Consider the following 19,696-nt stretch of genomic DNA (forward strand, 5'->3'; position numbering starts at 1 on the left):
TGTCAATTCCAAATCATAAATCATACTGTGAAATTTTTATTGGTTTATTAGAGTCACTCAATGTCTTTACAAGAATAGTTTTAGGATTAAAAGAAGAGGTCAGATAAATATCAGCTTCATATATATTCATTCCACCGTCTTTTCCTGTTATTTGAGCTATGGCGCTCGAATACCTTCTTGAGCTGTCATACATCTCAAGCATAAGCATCTTATCATCCAAATTTACCCTTCCGTGTACCGTCAATATTTTTCCATCAGCCTTGCTTTCCCATCTGTCCACAGTAAACTCCAATTCTCTAAAATAGGATATCTCCCCCAAATCCCGTACTTGGTCTACATAAGAAATATGAACCGCTCTTCTTGAGCCATCCCAAGAAACATCAGCTCCCGTATTCTCACTTACAAATCTCAATGGGACAAAAGTCCTTCCCCCCAATATTTCCGCTTCAGCATCAAGGTTTACTTTGTATCCGTTGACATAGGCAAAGGCTTTTCCTATTTCAATATAAATCTGCGTAGTATCATTGGTTGCCATAATAGTACGGTTTTCTCCGTTCCAGCTTATATCCACACCAAGGGCTTCAAAAATAGCACGAAAAGGTACCATCGTTCTTCCGTTTTTTATGTACGGTGCTACATCAAACTTAAGCTCAAGCCCATTCAAAAAAACCTTTATATCGCTTGCTGCTAAAGAGTTGTCTTGGGCCGCAAACGAAAATTCTCCTGTGAAATTAAATACAATTAAAGTGCAAAAAATCATCAGACATGAAAAAAATACACCTATTTTTTTCATAAGCATTCTCCTCCACCTCAATAATTTGAAATTATTACATGCATTAGAAATCTAGAATATGTCCTTACCATTGAAAGAAGTAACTCAGAAATGAAAAAATATGTATACCACGTTGAAAAATTCTATCTAATAATATAAAGTTACATTTTCCCTCATATAATAATTATATAACGAAATTGGTCATTGAGTCAACTTTTCACAACACTTTGTAATTATATTGACATATTTTACACGAGGCAGATTTGAATAAAACAGCATAATCATATATCTAACAATATAATTAATAGCAAAAACTAATCACTTTGATTTTATTGTGAGCTTTCTGAACTGGATTGTGTACATAAAAAATGCAAACAGCGTAGATACAACTGCAATTATCACAGCAATATTTACTACGACATCAGTGTAAGGATTTATAAATCTTCCTGATCTTATGGCTATAGTTAATACAATTGCAAGAAAGAAAACAACTGTGGCAAACTTACCATACCAGTCAGCCTGCACAACGAAATTTACTTTCTTATATATTAAAATACTACCGACAACCATAAAAGACTCTTTTGCAACAACAATTATCAAAACCGGTAACGGTATAATCTCCTGCATAGTAAGGATAGTCAGTGCAGTTAGTTGCATCATTTTATCGGCCAAAGGATCCGCCAGCTTGCCCCAAGACGTTATCATATTGAATTTTCTGGCAATCAATCCATCCAATACATCAGTAATTCCTGCTAAAAGAAATAAAACTACCGCAACCGTATACTGTTCATTGTACAGATAATAAGCAAAGAAAGGAACGAACACAAACCTTATAGCAGTTAATATGTTTGGAATATTCACCCATCCACCACCTTAAAGAAATTATATAATCTACAAAATAGCCTTATTCAACAATTCAAATATATCCGGCGCATGTTTTTTTATATTTATAGGCTTAAGACTCCTGTTTGTCCATGCATGAACAGTCTGTCCCGTCGTTATAAGCGAATTATCACAGCCTTTGAAAACCTCGTAGGAAAACGTCACCCTCGAATAGGATATTTGCTTAACGCAGGTTTTTACAATGACCCTGTCCTCATATCTCGCCGAGCCTTTATATCTACATGTAAGCTCAATCAGGGGAAGCATAAAACCTCTTTCTTCTATTTTTGAATAGGGCATTCCCATACTCTTAATAAATTCCGTCCTCGCTGCCTCAAACCAGATAGGATAATTTGAATGATGAACTATTCCCATCTGATCTGTTTCAGCATATCTTACAATAATCTCTGTCTCTGATGTAAACACTGTTTATCCACCTTGCTGTTATATACTGGTCCTCCATGCAATAAAATCCACATTGTAGAACTTATTAATACTTATAGCGATAACATTTTGCTTAACTGAATCAAATCTTCAGAAATAGTTTTCTTTGATTCCAGAGCTTCATAAAGATCCATGTCACCCAGCTGGTTGTCCTTAAAGACAATGACTCTGTTGCTCTTGTTTTCCCTGAGGATTTCAACAGCCTTGGCTCCCATCTGACTTGCCATTACCCTATCATATACAGTAGGACTACCCCCTCTTTGTATATGTCCGAGTATTGTAGCCCTAGCTTCAATGCCTGTCTTTTCCGTAATTTCTCTGGCTATCTGGATAGCTTTACCTTCCACCCCTTCAGCAACTATAACAAGATAATGCTTTTTACCTCTGTTTCTTCCTTCAATAATAGGCTTTAGAATATCAGTCTCCATATCATAGGGCTTTTCCGGAAGAACGACAGCCTCAGCGCCTCCCGAAATACTGACATTTACGGCAATGTACCCGGCATGTCTTCCCATAACTTCCAAAACACTGCATCTCTCGTGGGAATAAGCAGTATCTCTTATTTTGTCTATTGCATCCTGAACAGTGTTCATGGCTGTATCATAACCTATGGTATAATCGGTGCAACCAATGTCATTATCAATTGTACCCGGTATTCCTATAACATTAAGTCCTAGCTTGCTAATATCCTTAGCGCCCCTGTAGGATCCGTCTCCGCCTATAACTACAATTGCGTCAATGCCGAACACCTTGGCCATGGATACAGCTTTTTTCAGGCCTTCCTCTGTCTTGAATTCTGGGGATCTAGCTGTCTGAAGGATAGTACCTCCCCTATGAATTATATCCCCTACCGACCTTGCTGTCATTTCTTCAATATCTCCATGAATAAGGCCGTTATAGCCCTTTCTTATTCCCATAACTTTAAAACCATAATAAAGTCCTGTTCTGACAACCGCTCTTATGGCTGCATTCATTCCGGGAGCATCTCCACCACTTGTTAAAACACCAATTGTTCTAATATTACTCATGCCCGATAACCTCCTTAACAGTATTAAACCCGTGTTTCAAGAGGCTAAACACGGGATAATAAAAAAAACTATATTAACTTTAATTCAATATCCCTTCTCAATAATAACACTATGGGCCTCTTCCACTTCAGCTTCAGGGACTAAGACTTCATAATAGTTGTCATTATTCTCATGATTTTTACTTATAGGTCTTAATTTAACCAGAATGCCTTCACTGGTCAACAAATCCTGCATAGTAGTGGCGATCTCTTTACTCTGAGCCATATACACCACTGTCCACATATAAAACACGCCCCTTTTTACGTTATTCACCGGAATAAACTTCTCCGTGCCGACTTATTATCTTAGCTTTTCCTCTAATTTTTATCGCAGAAGTATTATCGGTAAACTGGGCTATGAGAACTTCACCCTTATCCAGTTTCTCGGTATGGTGGAACTTTGTATCTTTACCTCTGGTAAGGCCAATAATATTCACACCATTTTCTTCAGCCTTTATTATAACGTAATCCCCAAATGCTTTTTCAATATCCCAATCCAAATAGAACCACCTCGACATAACTATATATTAATTTGCACCAAAAATCAATATGAATTTTAGGTAAAGCTTACGAGACTTTTACATTTTCCTGTCCTATTAGCAATTTCAGCTCATTAATTACGGTATCGTTAATGCTTACCCAACAGTCCCTTTCCAATACTTTAAGCTTTTTTTGATTTTCATAGTACAGACATACTGGAGTATTTCCGCTAAAAAACTTCAACATGCAAAACATAGATTCCATTAGCCCACTATCCATGTTTTCTTCTACTCTCAAATAAAGCTTTTCCAGACCATTCTTCTTTGATGGACTTGATATATCACCTTTTCGTAACGGTTTTACTTCTTCGCATATTATTTTAGGTTGTTCCTCTTCTTTTATACTTATACTTCCCTTTATCAAAACAATATTTTCTACCTCTACGAGCTTTGAAAACCTTTCTAACACCGCAGGAAAAACTATTACCTCCATTGTGCCGTACAAATCCTCTAGCGTCAGAAAAGCCATCAAATTATTATTCTTCGTAGTTTTTGTTTTCTTAGCAGTAATTATTCCCCCAACTATCACATTCATACCATCTTTTAGATCTTTAGTTCCGTCAACCGTTATTCCTTCATTGCTTTCCTCCGAACCGGATGCCATATCCTTGCTGTATAGCGTAACTATTTCACCAATTTCCTCCTCAAATTCACTTAAAGGATGTCCCGATATATACAATCCCAGCATCTCCTTTTCCATTGACAAAAGAATCTTCGCCGAATACTCACCCCTATCGGGATAAATATCTTTATCTTCCGAATAAAGTTGGTGTTTTTCACCCTTTTTCGCATCAACAGCATTTGATGGCACATCAAATATAGAAAGCTGACCTTCCATATTCTTTTTTCTCAAACTAGATATTCCATCCATCATTTTCTCATAAACCGCCATAAGCCTTGAACGATATATGCCCAGTGAATCAAAGGCCCCGCTTTTTATGAGGCTCTCAATGCACCTCTTGTTTACATCTTTTCCGTCAACTCTCTCTAAAAACTCCCTAAAACCTTTATAGTTTCCGTTTTTGTTCCTTTCATCAATAATTGACTTAACTGCATTCTCACCAACATTTTTAACCGCCGCAAGTCCAAACCTTATTTTTCCGTTCACAACGGTGAATTTAACATCGCTTTCATTTATATCCGGCGGAAGTACCTCGATCTCCAGTTTACGGCATTCATGTACGTACTGGGATATTTTGTCACTACTTCCCATAAAGCTGTTTAACAATGCTGCGATAAATTCCACAGGGTAATAACATTTGAGCCACGCAGTTTGATATGCTATAACTGCATATGCTGCGGCATGGGACTTATTGAAAGCATAGCTTGCAAAGTCCATCATCTCATCAAATATTTTATTTGCGGTTCTCTCATCAACACCGTTTCTAATAGCTCCCTTTACTATAATATTTCCATTATCGTCATCTATTCCATAAATAAAATTTTTTCTTTCCTGCTCCATTACACTGATCTTTTTCTTGGACATTGCACGTCTCACAAGGTCCGACCTTCCCATCGAATACCCGGCAAGATCGCGGACTATCTGCATTACCTGCTCCTGATAAACCATGCAGCCATAAGTCACGTTCAGTATATTTTCCAATAGAGGATGATCATACCTTACAAGCTGAGGATTACTTTTGTTTCTGATATATCTTGGAATCTGATCCATGGGTCCCGGTCGATACAAGGATATACCGGCTATTATATCCTCCAAAGATGCTGGCTGAAGCTCCTTCATAAACTGGGTCATACCCGCGCTTTCCAGCTGAAACACCCCCGCTGTCCGTCCTTCTCCTATGAGCTTGTACACATTAGGGTCATCCATCTTTAGCTCATCAATTTTTATATCCTTATTGTGAATCTTATTTATAAGAGCTACTGCATCCCTTATTACGGTGAGAGTCCTCAGTCCCAAAAAGTCCATTTTGAGAAGTCCAAGCTCCTCTAAAAGCCCCATGGTAAACTGAGTCGTTACACTATCCTCACTCTTTTGAAGGGGAACATATTCTGTCAGGGGATCCCGGGAAATAACCACTCCCGCAGCATGGGTAGAAGCATGCCTCGGCATACCTTCAAGAAGCTTTGCAGTATCAATCAGCTCCCTTACCCTTTCATCCTCATTATACCACTGGCGAAGCTCAGGATTTAGCTCCAGGGCTTTTTCAATATTCATACCAATCTGAAAAGGAATCATCTTTGCAATGACATCGACATCACCATAGGGTATATCAAGAGCTCTTCCCACATCCCTTATAACAGCTCTTGCCGCCATGGTTCCAAAGGTAATTATTTGTGCAACCCGGTCCTTGCCATACTTTTCGACAACATAATCTATAACCTCCTGTCTTCTTTCGAAGCAAAAGTCTATATCAATATCGGGCATGCTAACTCTTTCGGGATTTAGAAACCTCTCAAAAAGTAGGTTGTACTTTATTGGGTCAATATTTGTAATTCCAAGACAATAGGCCACCAAACTGCCGGCTGCCGAACCTCTTCCCGGGCCCACCATTATCCCTTTTTCCTTTGCATATCTTATAAAATCCCCTACAATAAGGAAATAATCCACGTAGCCCATTTGCTTTATTACCGAAAGCTCATATTCCAGCCTGTTTACCTTGTCTTCATCTTGGTCTACTTTGTCATAAATTCTTTCAAAGCCCTGATAGCAAAGAAATCTCAAATATTCGTAAGGATCTTTTTGGTCGGGTACGTCAAACTTAGGCAGGTGCAGCTTATTAAATTCAAGCTCAACATTGCACATATCTGCAATCCTGACAGTATTGGAAATTGCTTCGGGAATATTTTTAAACATATTAACCATTTCGTCAGGAGACTTCACATAAAAATCGTCTGTGGAAAACCTCATTCGATCTTCATCATTAATATTCTTTCCGGTTTGGATGCAAAGAAGGATTTCATGGGCACGCGCATCCTCTCTTCTAAGATAATGGGCGTCATTGGTGGCAACAAGGGGTATTCCCGTTTCCTTGCTAAGCTTTATTATCTGCTGATTGACTATGTTTTGCTCCTCGATACCGTTTACCTGAAGCTCAAGATAAAAATTATCCTGTCCGAAGATACTGTTGAGCTTCAAGGCAATCTCCTTTGCCTTTTCATAATTATTGCTTAAAATCGCTTTGGGTATATCTCCCGAAAGACAAGCACTTGTGGCAATCAAACCTTCGCTGTACTTTTCTAAGACTTCCATGTCAACCCTAGGCTTATAGTAAAACCCCTCGGTAAACCCTATAGACACAATTTCCATCAAATTCTTGTATCCCGTGTTGTTTTTTGCCAAAAGCACCATATGGCCTGGATCTGAATCCCAGCCTCCCTGCTTGTCAAATCTTGACCTTTTGGCAGTATATATTTCACAGCCAAGTATGGGTTTTACTCCATTATTGACAGCTTCCTTATAAAAATCAATAACTCCATACATTACACCATGGTCAGTTATTGCTATACTGTCCATTCCCAGTTCTTTCGTACGCTTTATGAGGTGCTTTATTCTGTTTGCCCCGTCAAGGAGACTGTACTCTGTATGGACATGAAGGTGTACAAACTTCTGCAACCTTATCACCCTTCTTATCATTAGCTTTCGGCATACTAAAAAATATTTTCATGAACATTCATGAAAACCTATGCCTTAAAACACAGTATAAACTTCACACATATATACACATATATATTAATTATTATAACACACAATAAGACAAGCTACACAAATTACTTCGTAAAATAATTAGGCCAAATAAAAGCTCTGGACATCGAGTCCCTTCACTTTTGCCTCTTTCATTTCATTCCAAGAGGCCAAAATCAAAAAATGTGCATACATCACCATAAAATCAACGGATGATGCATGCACATTTATCAGTCATGTAAAAATATGCGATATATTTTACAATCAGTCTTTAAGAAGCGGTTCTATCACTGAAAGTACATTATCCTGCAGATGTTTGAGTTTTTCCTTTGCAGCTCCCATACTGCTTTCTGTAGCACCGTAATAAATCTTTATTTTTGGTTCGGTACCGGAAGGTCTTATACAGAACCATGCTTTATCCTTCAATTCATAATACAATACATCCGACTGAACAAGGGTTAGTTTCTCCCTTGCACCTGTTGCCACCTTATACCGCTCACTTGTTAGGTAGTCTCTCACCGCAACAGCTTCATATTCTCCAAACTTCACAACCTGCTTTTCTCTGAGGTTTGTTAAAGCCGACTTAATTTTTTCTACTCCATCTTTTCCCTTAAGAGTAAATGAAGTAATTCCTTCAAGGGTATATCCGTATTTTTCAAGTATTTCTATCAATCCATCATAAAGAGTCAAGCCCCTTGATTTGTAATAAGCTGCCATTTCAGCAATAAGCATAGAGGCAACAACAGCATCCTTGTCTCTCGCAAAGGTTCCTGCAAGGTATCCATAGCTTTCTTCAAAGCCAAACAGATACTTCTTGTCTCCAAACTCATCCAACTGCTTAATTTTCTCACCTATGAACTTGAAACCTGTCAAAACTTCTACGAGCTCTATGTTGTAAGCCTCAGCAATAATTCTGGCAAGCTCTGTTGTAACTATTGTCTTTACAACAAAGCCATTGCTTGGCAACTCTCCTCTTTGCTTCTTTTGAGATAATATGTACTCGAGCAGCAAGCAACCAGTCTGGTTACCCGTCAGAGCTACATATTCCCCTTCTTTGTTCCTTACGACAATACCCACCCTGTCGCTGTCAGGGTCAGTACCTATAATAAGGTCTACATTCTCCTTTTCTGCCAGCTCAATGGCAATCTTAAATGCTTCCTTCTCCTCCGGATTAGGTGACTTTACTGTGGAGAATTCGCTATCCGGCAGCTCCTGTTCTTTGACCACGAGCACATTCTTAAATCCTATTTCGTCAAGTATTCTTCTTACAGGCTTGTTACCCGATCCATGCAAAGGAGTGTATACAATTTTGAAGGTACTTCCTATTTCTGCAGCCAGTTCAGGGTTTACAGAAAGAGTTTTCAGTTTTGCAATATACTCATCGTCGACTTCCTTGCCTATTATTTTGAGCAAGCCCTTCTCTATTGCTTCGTCCTTTTCCATGATCCTGATTTTCGTCATATCCTCAATCTTGCTTATGTATGATATAACTTCGTTTGATGCTTCAACAGGAAGCTGTCCCCCATCTTCTCCATATACTTTGTATCCATTGTACTCTTTTGGATTATGACTTGCTGTAACAACTATACCGGCCGCTGCTTTCAAATGCCTAACTGCAAACGAAAGCTCCGGTGTCGGTCTTAATTCGTCAAAAAGGAACGCTTTTATACCGTTTCCTGCAAAAACCTTTGCTGCTTCCAAAGCAAATTCCGGTGATTTGTAACGGGAATCATAAGCAATTGCTATTCCTCTCTCTTGCAGTCCCATGCTGTTTATATAATCCGCCAGTCCTTGAGAAGCTTTCCTGACGGTATAAATATTCATCCTATTGGTTCCGGCACCTATAATTCCTCTAAGTCCACCGGTACCAAATTCCAAATCCTTATAGAATCTTTCTTCAATTTCCTTTGGATTATCTTTAATACTTAAAAGCTCTTCTTTGGTCTCGGTATCAAAGTAATCATTTTCCAACCAAAATTTATAAAGTTCGCTGCTTTGCATATATTTCTCTCCCTCTATTAAAAACTGACTAAAATTAGATTTCTCCTAAAAGTATTTTTCTCATTCCCTAGTATAACATATTTTATCCATATTACAACATATATATTATGCAAAAAATAATGCGCTACTTTGTCAAGATTGTTCCATATTTAAAATAAAAAATATTATTAAAAGGCCAGGAAGGGATGAAAAACCAATCCTTTCCGAGCCTTTGTCAAATTAGTACATTTGCTATTTTACTACTTCTAAAAACCTATGAAGCATTGCTGCAACTTCCGCTCTTGTCGCCGTGCCTTTTGGATCAAAAAGGTTACCGGGTTTACCATTTATTATCCCCTGCGCCGTAAGCACATTAACAGGATTTTTTGCATAATCACTGATATCGTCCCAATCCGAAAATTCTCTATCTGCCACAATATCAGGTGGGATTTTACCACTGAATTGCTCATAACGATATAGAATAGTCGCCATTTGTTCACGGGTTATATCAGAGTTAGGAGCAAACAGACCATCACCCATGCCGCTTACAATGCCGTTTTGTGCTGCCCAAGCGACCGCCTCACTATACCATTGTCCACTTGGAACATCTTCAAACGGATTATTACCTAAAACAGGACTTCCTTCTAACCGCCAGAGCACCGTTACTAGCATTGCGCGAGTCATTCTGTTATTAGGCTCAAAGGTTGTAGCAGATGTACCACTAAACAATCCATTTTGGACAACATATTCTACATCACTATAGAACCAGTCGGAGGTCTTAACATCCTCAAACGGATTTACCCACTCAATTGGAGGTGTCGGCATTACCGTATCTTCTGTCCACTTAGCATAAATAGTTATATCAGATTTTACACCGGCATCAAAGTCATACTCTTTTGTCAATTCCTTATCCAAATACCATCCTGCAAAAGTAAATCCGTCTTTTTTCGGTGCGGTGGGTTGTGTTGCTTTTCCATTTTGTGAAATGCGCTGGCTGTCAACCTTGCTACCTCCATTAGTCTCAAAAGTTACGATGCAGGTGGTTGTGTTGCTACCAGTGCTACCTCTACCACTACTACCACTACTGCCACTGCCACCACTACCACTTCCACCACTACCACTATCACCATTACCAGTTGACTCAAAATTTGCAGTTATAGTAGTAGCATTTGATGGCATAGCAAACGTAGTGGTTTCACTGTTTTCATCCTCGAAGGAGCCACCGTCCGAAGAAGTCCAATTTTTAAACTTATACCCACTATTGGCTTGTGCAGAAATATTTATACTCTGTCCGGCAAAATATTCCCCTGTCGCTCCGGTTATAATAGAACCGCCAGTACCCGCGTTTATTGTTAACTGATATTTTGTATCGCCATCATATACGGTTACAATAGCTTCATCAACAAATTCCCCATCATAACTTGTTGCTATTACTTTTGTTTGCCCAACGCTCCTTGCAGTAACTTTACCTTCGCTGTCAACATATGCAATATCTGCGTTTTCCACTTCCCACATAACATCTTTATACGTAGCATCTTGCGGAGCTATAGAAGCGGAAAGCTGAGCAGTTTCATATGTTTCTCCACTAATAGTAAGTTCAACGTTTCTTCTGTCGAGGGATAATCCTGTAACAGGCTCAATAGCAATTTCCTCTATTTCTGCCGTTCCGATGTTTTCCTCAACTGCAGGATAAACAATAATAAGGTCTGTTGTATCGCCGTTTAAATTCGGTTCAAGGGTATTTATATTGAAGAAATAAGACTTTCTGCCCTCTTCTCCAAAGTCTATCTGAGTAGCATCAATAGTGTAAACATAAACATAATCCTGTTCATCATCCAACGCCCCAAGATTTTTCACGTCTAATACGATGCCATCCAATGAATCCTCAACAACACTAATCGCAACATTGGCTGGTGTTTTCGACTCATTCTTTATATGAGCATTTACAATTATAGTGTTCTCATCAATTTGATATTGTGACAATGATACCGAGACATCAACAAGTCCTATTTTAATAATTTCACTATTATTAGTTAAATCACTTTCGTCTTCGGATTCAACAAATACCGTTACATCTGTAACAGAATCTACATTAGAAGTGTCAATATTTTCTGTAAATTCGACTGTTGCTCCCGGTTCAATTTTACAATCAACAAATTTATCAGTGTAGACATTGTCGCCTGCATAAATTTTCACATTCACTCTTTCAACCGTATTTTCGCCCAAATTTGTGACCGAATAATTGATTGGCAGAGAATCCCCAGATTTATTATGCTCGTCAGCATATACTGATTCTAACGCAATATCCGTTTTGGTGTTGATATTGGCAAACACAAGCGAATACATATCACTGTCTTTTTTCAAGTTATTCATAATGACTTGCCAATTCCCACTATCGAGCAAACAAACGTCCATATATTGAATGATACTGTCATCAAGCGTCAACAATGTAATTGGAGCACTCCAGCTATTACCTGATAATACTGAGGCCTTTACACTGTAAATACCATTTGTTACATCTATCCAAACGATAGCGGACTTATCTTTGTTCTTTACAAGTTTATATGAGGACGAAATAACTTTTGCATCGCCGGCAGTAATTCTCGTTGTCGAGTTATCCGTCGAATCATACTCATAGATTGCGCCCTCTAATTGCCAATAAAATCTCTCATTGTTGAATTTAAGAGCACTAGCAGAAACAGAATCTGATAAATTCTTTGTGCCATCATCGTCGATGTAAATAACCTCAGCTGTTTCGCTGTCAAATCCAACTGAAGCTATAACAGCCAATTTATTATTTACATATCCAGTTGCTATGTCTGAGATATAATCCTTTGTTTCATACAACTTAGCCGGAGTATCAAAGTTTTCGCTTATCAAAGAAGATTTCATAACAGAATACTCCCCTGAAGTTCCCAAAGGATCGCTTTCGCTATTGCTAACCCAAACAACAGAAACTTCATCATCCTTCACTGCTAATGTTGGATACATATCCAAAACAGCATTGTCAGTAACAAATTGTTGCTGTTCAAAAGAATTATTGTCCTTGTTCCATTTCGCATAGCAAATTTCCGAGTTCTCCGCTACTTCCGCCAATAAATCCTCCGCTGTAACTTTTGTCACCTTGCTCTTTTGTTTCTGCCAAACAACATAAAGTTCATCATTTACTACTATGTGATTAAAGAACATATCTGCGGTATCGCTTGCCCACACAGGTTCCGGCTCACTCCATACATTGTTTTCACAAACAGAATACATAAGTACTATATTGTCGCCTGTAGCTCTTGTGGAATCGTCTGCATGGAAAAGCATTACCATTTTATCCTCAACTTTGGATATTTGCGGCATCGAGTTCGGCATAATCCAGTCTTGCAAAGATATAATGTCAACTTCATCAACTATTCGAAATAATTTTGCGTTTCGGCCATTATTCCACATAGTCGTTTTTTGGTTATAATCACGGGATGTTATCAATAGCTCAGGTTGCAAATATTCATATTCATTACCAAACAAGGAAAATGCTCTAGCTTTATTAGCGTTTGGCCAAAGTTGCCAATTTCCTTTGGCGAACTTCCATTTAAAGTCTATAACAAAAAGCACCTTAATACTAACTGCACCATATGCTTCTATAGCACCCGCCCAATTGGGTACTATTTCCATTTCTAATTCTGCGCCTCCTTCAAGACCAACAGTCGCAACACCACGGACGCCAACACCACCGCCTGCTGATATCGATGGAAGTGTTATCTTTATTGAACCTCCCAACTTAAAGCCTAGACCTTCATCTGCTGTATAGAAAGTAAAGTCACCTTGGAATTTGGCTCCAGCCCCTATTTTAAGTTCAAAATATACAGGAACAGGACCAGCGGCAAATGTTTTTCCAATATTAAATTCCGCACCGCCGTCAACAATGATTCCACCGCTACCATTTACTATTTTACCATTTTTATCGAGTTTTACCTCCAAAAATCCGCATACTTGCACATTAAAAGAAACACTGCTTTTCCACGGCGTTTTTGCCAATTTATCCTTCCTATCATTAAACAATTTTGATCTATCACCAAGACGTTCTTTAGCGTTTTGTATATCTTTTTTGAGATTGCTCCATTCTTTTTTATTATCTTCACTTTTTCCATTCAAAAGCCCTTTGGTGTACTCGCCTGAAGCAAAGCCAACGACACCCTTGATTGTATATCCGTCAGCATCTTCTGAAATACTTATCTCAACAGGAACTTCCGCGCCCTCTACAGATAAATCAATAGGGAACAATTTTTTGAAGTCATCGTTAGGGGCGCTTGCATTGCTGTCTCCACCTAATTTCAATTTACTAATTTTGCTAATGTTATAGGCATTATTAAATTGATTTGAAACATTATTCTTTTTATTGATTGCAAGGTTGATAACAATCGGCTCTGATTCTATTCCTCCATTGGAAACCATTTTCAATTTTACTGGCACTCCGGGATTTAATGATTTGCCCGGTGCAAACGCAAAGTATCCAGTGGAACTTGAAATTGATTTCCCGGCAGCCCCTCCTGCTACACTATCTTGATAAATAATGTATTTACCGCCTAAATGTGAGCCCCAAACTCCATCCACTTTTAAATTGAGCATTGTGGAATCACCTTCGGTAAATTGCCTTGTTTGAGTTCTTAAGTCGTAATACAGCTTAGTGTCAGCAACCATAGATATATAAGGACGTCCGTCATTTTTAATCGGCTCCATAAATATCATACGGGAGGTTCTTTGTTTTAGATCGTAATACTGCTTGTTGGTTCTGTATCCTTCAGCAGTAACTGTAACCGTGTTAACACCAAAAGCATCAGTATACGTGACCATTCCATTAGCATCAGTAGTGTACTTTTTCGTTCCGACTGATACAGTTGCATTTTCTATTGGAGGATTATTTGGTGCCTGTTTATCACCTACTACAATGTAATGACCATTTTTGTTCATATAATATTGTTTAAGTGCGTTCAAATCATTTACATCGATGCTACTTACGCGAATAGCATAGCGGAACATATCATCCATTGCTTTCTGAGCAAAATAGCCAATAGGCCCATATGAACCACTTTTTCCTGCCCTATCATATGTAAATTCCCAAGTAAGCCCTGATGCTATAACTCGACCTTTTCCTAGCGGATATTCAACTAATGTTGGGCGATTTGTATCATCTTCTCTCAAAATTACTTTACTACCTACCGGCAGTGATTCTTCATCAAAAGAAACATGGCTACAATACGACCCGGTCAAATCTCCGTCCAATAAAGCTGTGTTATCAGATAATGATCCAGTCACAATAGGGTGATTATAATCTGCAATATGATTTTTTACCACATAGTGTGTTTGTTTAGTTACATCGCCAGGCAGTTTCTCAATCAAAGAACCGTTTGACCAACCTGCATCACAAGCGCCGAAAACAATAACGCCTCCAATACTTGCAAACAACTCCATATATTCTTTAAACATGCTATAATTTTCATATGTAGCAAAAGGTTGGTCATTCGCAAAAACAATTACGCCATACTCGGATAGATCCACAGATAAAAATTGGGATGTTGTAACCTTCTGATATTGGGTTAATGACCCTAATACCACTTGATTTGCTGTTGAACTCCACGGGAGAACATCTTCGACCAATAAAACCTTTTTTGAAGATTCTTCCGCAAATAGTCGAACGGCTTTTTGCATAAGCGTATTTTGAGGGACATATCCCTCGGGAGCTTCATTTGATGCTATCGATGTAACATCCGTTTGGGTTATTTCGTCAACGATGGCCTCAAGCTGTTCTTCTTCCAGCCAAATCTCGCTTTCATCAAAAGAATTTGTGTTTGCAAAAGTGGCTGTTGGAAGCAACGCTAAAAACATACATAAAGTTAGAATTGTTGCCACTATGCGTTGTGTTTTAAATTTCATTCTCTATCACTACTCCTTTAAAAATATGTATTTTAATGGCTTTACCAGTAAAATCAGTTTTTTAATAATGCGTTAGGATCATTGTTAAACAAAACTTCCTTTTCTTTGCTATAACCGTAAGAAATATTCGGTAGCTTATCTTGACAAACTTCAATAATTTTAGCGCAAGATAAAAAGCAAAAGTTATTAAAGACGCTTCCATCTCGAAAACCGACAATCAGTATATCTTTATTATTAGCAGAGGTAACACCTTGAGGCATTTTAGAATATATCCAAACTACTTCCTCAGTTTTCCTTATTGTTGAACCATTCCTAGAGATAAATACGAACCAAGTAGGAGTAACGAATAAATGGAGTTTATACCTCTTATCTTCGAATTTTATAAGAAGATTATTCTTTAATTCAGAATCAATCGACGAAATAAACTCATCAGCATATCCCCTTTGTTGTAAAGCCTGCCAAACTTTGCTCTTTTTAATATTTACACTTTCCATTATTTTTTTTACTAAAAATATAGAAATAGTTACAGCAATTATAGCAAACAACGCAAGAACGACATTCCATTGAACTTTTGTATAACCTTCTGCTGCCGGACTAAAAATCAGACAGCAAAAAATAATCGCAAGCATTATCAATACTCCTGCCAATTTAAAAATAATGCTGATACTACTTTCCCTTATGGCTTTTTGGATTGTTTCCATCAATTCAACCTCATTCTTTCATATAGTAATTTTAATAACCCATATTTATTGATATCATCGCATTTCAGAAATTGATTTTTAGCTCACCCCTTAAAAACCACCAGAAATTCAAGCAATTACTAAAATCTTCGCATTCTTGAAACACCTCTAAGATCAAAGTGGATTGGCCTTTTTGACCAGACTACTTAATTTTAGACGCGTTGCAAATGCTAAGCTATTGAATGAATATCAAAGCCATCTGTTGAAAAAAATTCTACCATTGTATGAATTTGATAAGGATACTGTTCTGCAGTATAAAGATGTGTATCAAAACTCTATTTGCTTGGGATTGACTATAAAGAAAAACATTATAACGAAGCTTAACATAAATGTCAGCCATTTTCTTCTTTTAAAAAGATGTGTCACATCCTATTACTATCATGTTAATCCTAGCAAGAAATCGAACATTTTTCGCCATGCAATTTCCATTCATTCTAACTAAGGTGGTTTATAAAGCAGTAATAATACTCTATTTTTGCATTTCAAAGTACAAATCATATGCAAGCAATATGAACGCTTACCCATTTAATTGCCTAATATATAACAAATAAATCATAACAAAATTTGGGGCCGATGTCAATTTACTTGGTTAAAAATTATAGCTGAGGCATGAACTCCTTAATTGCAAAACTAAAATCCCCTCAATTTTTGTGCAAGTGAAATTTACTCTTACAAATTTAACATAATGTCCGGAATAAATTTTGCCTCTTTCATTTCACTCAAAGAGGCTATAAGAAAACAGGACACCCAATTGTGGGTATCCTGTTTTCTTGTTAATCATAGATTAGCCCGTCTAAGATTATTTCCACCGATATGCCGCATATGAGCGTATTGTCCAAGTCTTTCCTGTGGCTCTTTAGTCGCTAACACAATCGAAATTTCTATATTCTAAATATATTAATGGTCTGTTCAAGCCTTGAAGACAACGTACTCAAATCCTCCGAAAGGGAAAGGAGATGCTTTATCAAATCCACCTGTTCATCCATGGCGGCAGAAATATTCTGTATCTCCCTAATATTGTTCTTTGTACTGCCATTCAACCTTTCCATGGACTTAATAATATTGCAGCGAGCATCCTCTATATTGTGCACATAATCGGTAACACTCGTAATTGCGCTGAATATGTTATCCATAAAAACTACAATGTTGTCAAGCTTATTTATTGTCTCGATAACAGCATGGTCATGCCCACTGATTACCTCATTGGAAGATTTAACAGCTTCATTGGTCTTTTCAATAGTCTTACCTATGTTTTTAAGCTTGGATTCAATATAATTTGCAGATACTCTCGACTGTTGGGCAAGTTTCTTAATTTCGGATGCAACTACACTAAAGCTTTTTCCTGCCTCTCCCGCCCTTGCCGCTTCAATAGTTGCATTCAGTGCCAAGAGATTGGTTTGACTGGAAATACCCTTAATAACCGAAGTAATTTTTGAAATCTCCGCCGACTCTTTTCTAAGGCTGCCGATAAGCTCTGAGAATTCTACTATAGTCTTTTTTACTTCATCAGCATTGATCTTTAATGTATTGACAGTATCCTTTCCGTCCTCACTTAGCCTCTTTGCCCCAGTAACAATATTATTGACATTTGTGAAATCATCGATAATAACTTGTATTTGCTCCGAAAGTTGATTAACCACAATATCATTATTCTCAATTTCTTGTGTTTGTGAGTTGATTTCATCCTTCATTTCCTCAAGCATTGCCGAAAATTCCTGGATAGAAGAATAGTTCTGCTCACAGGTCGCGGATACCGATTGGGATGATTCAACTGCTATGTCAGAAGCATTTTTTATGCTTCCGATAAGCTTCTTCAAGTTTTCTGCCATGTCCATGAAGCTTACTCCGAGCCTTCCTATCTCATCTCTTCTGTCGGTATCGCTGTTTACTTCAAGATCTCCTTCTTTTATTTTATTCATCGATTTTATCAGCTTCCCAATACCCAAGGAAATATCTCCGGTAATCAGCACCGAAAGAAGTAACCCTACTATAACGCATACAATACCGATAAGTACTATAAACCCGGCTATGGAGTTTACATCTCGGGTAATGTTTTCCAAAGGTGTTATAGATACCAAAGTCCATTCTAGGGGTGTATTCTTAATTTCTCTTATAGTGTAAAAAGTAACCAGCATTCTTTTACCATTGATAGTAACATCCTCTTCAATAATACCACCAAAGGAAGTAGCCTGTTTGTTTTCCATCTGAATCTTGTTTATACTTTCCTTTACCTTTTCAAAAACACGGAGATTTATATATCCGTCCCTTTCATGGAGGTCCTTGAGAGTTTTTTCATCAAGCTCCACTTCTGTATCCATTTTATACAAGAGATCTCTCACGTCCTTGTCTTGTAAAGAAAGCAACTCCGTCTTCTTCAATAAATCAGCCTTGGTTTTCCCCTCTCCATTTACATAGCTGAGGTCCTCAATCAAGAGCCCGTTATCTTTTATATTCTGAGGATTAAATATCATGTTGTCTTTATTGCCCACTATGAAGAAGTATCCGTTATGGGGAATTTGCACGTTCTCAAGTATACGCTCCATGGAATCTTCCCTGATGTTTACCTGCAGGCTTCCAACACTTTTCATGCTCGTTGCGGTATAAACCGACTTCATAAGAGAAATCGTTGTGTTGCCGCCCTTTCTCCTTAAGAAGGCAATATCGCTGATATGTGTATCAATCCATAATGAGTTTACTCCGCTTTGTGCAAATTCCTTGGCCGTTATGGAATCACGGTAATCAAACCTCAATTCTTCAAAGGTTCCCTCACCTCCAATAATTCCATAGCCAGTATTAGATACCAAAGTCAGGTTTGCAATTGTATCAACCCTGTAGCTGTAATATGCATTGAGGTAGGGTTTTATAATGCTGGCCAAGCGAGCACGCATATGTTCATCGTCTGTCTTGTTAATTTCATCTATGGCAGGAGCAATTGTAATATCTCTGGTAATAGACATGGCTAAATTATCGATTTCCTCAAGAACGATTTTTATATTGTTACCCGTTTGCTCCATAAGTCCCAAAGTACTCTCTTTAGCCTGTTCTATCATGGTATTTGATAGAGTGATAAGGGAATATCCTAAGACCACCGACAGCAGAATAATTGTTATGGCAAAGGAAAGGTTTATTTTTATACCTATTTTTATTTTATTCATTTTTGACAACCGAACCACTTTTTCAAACCAGTTTTTGTCATTAACTGCATAAGTATAGGACACTTCTTCTTTATTCCCTTTGATATTTGCAGTTTTTATTGATTTTCTCTTTGGTTTGAATTGGATTAATTTTCTGACCTTCCTCATTGCTTTAACAATTACAGCTTTTATTCTGCCCAAAGAATCAAACCCCATAGTTTCCCACCTCTATCTGCTTTTTTTAAGATGCTAACATAAAAGAAATTCATGCTTGTGCAAAATACCATACAAAAATTGTGTTGAAATGCAACAATTTAAAACATATTAGAATATTTAAAACGGGATAATATATACAGCAAATAGCAACATATACTATTTATTATGATTTATCGTGCTAAACTTTTATTAACTTTATAGAAAATTGGATTTATTGAAGAATAAATTAAATAATCCTTTAAATAAAATAGGAAACAAGTATTACAGCATGTATCATACTTATTTCCTCAGTTATTCTATTTAAAGAGATTAATAACAAAGAGATAGAGATCCCCCACTTCTATAAGGGGAAGGTATTCAA

At 37.6% G+C, this 19,696-nt stretch carries 11 protein-coding genes; all 11 read right to left on the reverse strand.

The annotated features are described in order from the left end of the window. Nucleotides 1-13: 13 nt before the first annotated feature. The 11 genes from EFD62_RS04555 to EFD62_RS04605 all read right to left on the reverse strand — a co-directional run bounded on the left by EFD62_RS04555 (nt 14) and on the right by EFD62_RS04605 (nt 19,335). On the reverse strand, nt 14-793 hold the full coding sequence (locus EFD62_RS04555; RefSeq protein WP_069193301.1) for a stalk domain-containing protein: 780 nt from the start codon (nt 791-793) through the stop codon (nt 14-16). A 297-nt stretch (nt 794-1,090) separates the two neighbouring features. Continuing rightward, entirely contained in the window at nt 1,091-1,633 is a 543-nt protein-coding gene (locus EFD62_RS04560) for a CDP-alcohol phosphatidyltransferase family protein (RefSeq protein WP_069193300.1), read from the reverse strand. Nucleotides 1,634-1,663: 30 nt separating this feature from the next. Next, nucleotides 1,664-2,080, reverse strand: coding sequence for an acyl-CoA thioesterase (locus EFD62_RS04565; protein ID WP_069193299.1), 417 nt, complete (start codon nt 2,078-2,080; stop codon nt 1,664-1,666). Nucleotides 2,081-2,151: 71 nt separating this feature from the next. After that, entirely contained in the window at nt 2,152-3,126 is a 975-nt protein-coding gene (gene pfkA, locus EFD62_RS04570; protein WP_069193298.1) for a 6-phosphofructokinase, read from the reverse strand. Nucleotides 3,127-3,210: 84 nt separating this feature from the next. Continuing rightward, on the reverse strand, nt 3,211-3,408 hold the full coding sequence (locus tag EFD62_RS04575; protein WP_069193297.1) for a hypothetical protein: 198 nt from the start codon (nt 3,406-3,408) through the stop codon (nt 3,211-3,213). 22 nt (nt 3,409-3,430) lie between these two features. Beyond that, nucleotides 3,431-3,664 carry a trp RNA-binding attenuation protein MtrB gene (mtrB, locus tag EFD62_RS04580; RefSeq protein WP_069193296.1) on the reverse strand — a complete coding sequence of 78 codons (234 nt, stop codon included), beginning with the start codon at nt 3,662-3,664 and terminating at the stop codon, nt 3,431-3,433. 67 nt (nt 3,665-3,731) lie between these two features. Then, nucleotides 3,732-7,298: a DNA polymerase III subunit alpha gene (locus EFD62_RS04585; protein ID WP_128705801.1), complete on the reverse strand. Its 3,567-nt coding sequence runs from the start codon at nt 7,296-7,298 to the stop codon at nt 3,732-3,734. Nucleotides 7,299-7,610: 312 nt separating this feature from the next. Next, nucleotides 7,611-9,347 carry a phospho-sugar mutase gene (locus tag EFD62_RS04590; RefSeq protein WP_128705802.1) on the reverse strand — a complete coding sequence of 579 codons (1,737 nt, stop codon included), beginning with the start codon at nt 9,345-9,347 and terminating at the stop codon, nt 7,611-7,613. A gap of 231 nt (nt 9,348-9,578) precedes the next feature. Next, nucleotides 9,579-15,245 carry an S-layer homology domain-containing protein gene (locus EFD62_RS04595; RefSeq protein WP_128705803.1) on the reverse strand — a complete coding sequence of 1,889 codons (5,667 nt, stop codon included), beginning with the start codon at nt 15,243-15,245 and terminating at the stop codon, nt 9,579-9,581. A gap of 53 nt (nt 15,246-15,298) precedes the next feature. After that, nucleotides 15,299-15,946 (reverse strand): DUF6709 family protein, encoded by a 648-nt coding sequence (locus EFD62_RS04600; RefSeq protein ID WP_128705804.1) that lies wholly within the window; start codon nt 15,944-15,946, stop codon nt 15,299-15,301. 920 nt (nt 15,947-16,866) lie between these two features. Further along, a complete protein-coding gene (locus EFD62_RS04605) occupies nt 16,867-19,335 on the reverse strand; it encodes a methyl-accepting chemotaxis protein (RefSeq protein WP_069193291.1) in 2,469 nt (822 codons plus the stop codon). Between the last annotated feature and the right edge of the window lie 361 nt (nt 19,336-19,696).

Origin of the sequence: Acetivibrio mesophilus, assembly GCF_004102745.1 — a bacterium.
In the GTDB taxonomy this organism is placed as follows: Bacteria; Bacillota; Clostridia; order Acetivibrionales; family Acetivibrionaceae; genus Hungateiclostridium; species Hungateiclostridium mesophilum.

Bases quoted from the DNA above. Each gene is read 5' to 3' on its own strand.
- EFD62_RS04600 (WP_128705804.1), bottom strand. From the start codon at position 15,946: ATGGAAACAATCCAAAAAGCCATAAGGGAAAGTAGTATCAGCATTATT.
- EFD62_RS04590 (WP_128705802.1), bottom strand. From the start codon at position 9,347: ATGCAAAGCAGCGAACTTTATAAATTTTGGTTGGAAAATGATTACTTT.
- pfkA (WP_069193298.1), bottom strand. From the start codon at position 3,126: ATGAGTAATATTAGAACAATTGGTGTTTTAACAAGTGGTGGAGATGCT.
- EFD62_RS04585 (WP_128705801.1), bottom strand. From the start codon at position 7,298: ATGATAAGAAGGGTGATAAGGTTGCAGAAGTTTGTACACCTTCATGTC.
- EFD62_RS04595 (WP_128705803.1), bottom strand. From the start codon at position 15,245: ATGAAATTTAAAACACAACGCATAGTGGCAACAATTCTAACTTTATGT.
- EFD62_RS04605 (WP_069193291.1), bottom strand. From the start codon at position 19,335: ATGGGGTTTGATTCTTTGGGCAGAATAAAAGCTGTAATTGTTAAAGCA.
- EFD62_RS04575 (WP_069193297.1), bottom strand. From the start codon at position 3,408: ATGTGGACAGTGGTGTATATGGCTCAGAGTAAAGAGATCGCCACTACT.
- EFD62_RS04555 (WP_069193301.1), bottom strand. From the start codon at position 793: ATGAAAAAAATAGGTGTATTTTTTTCATGTCTGATGATTTTTTGCACT.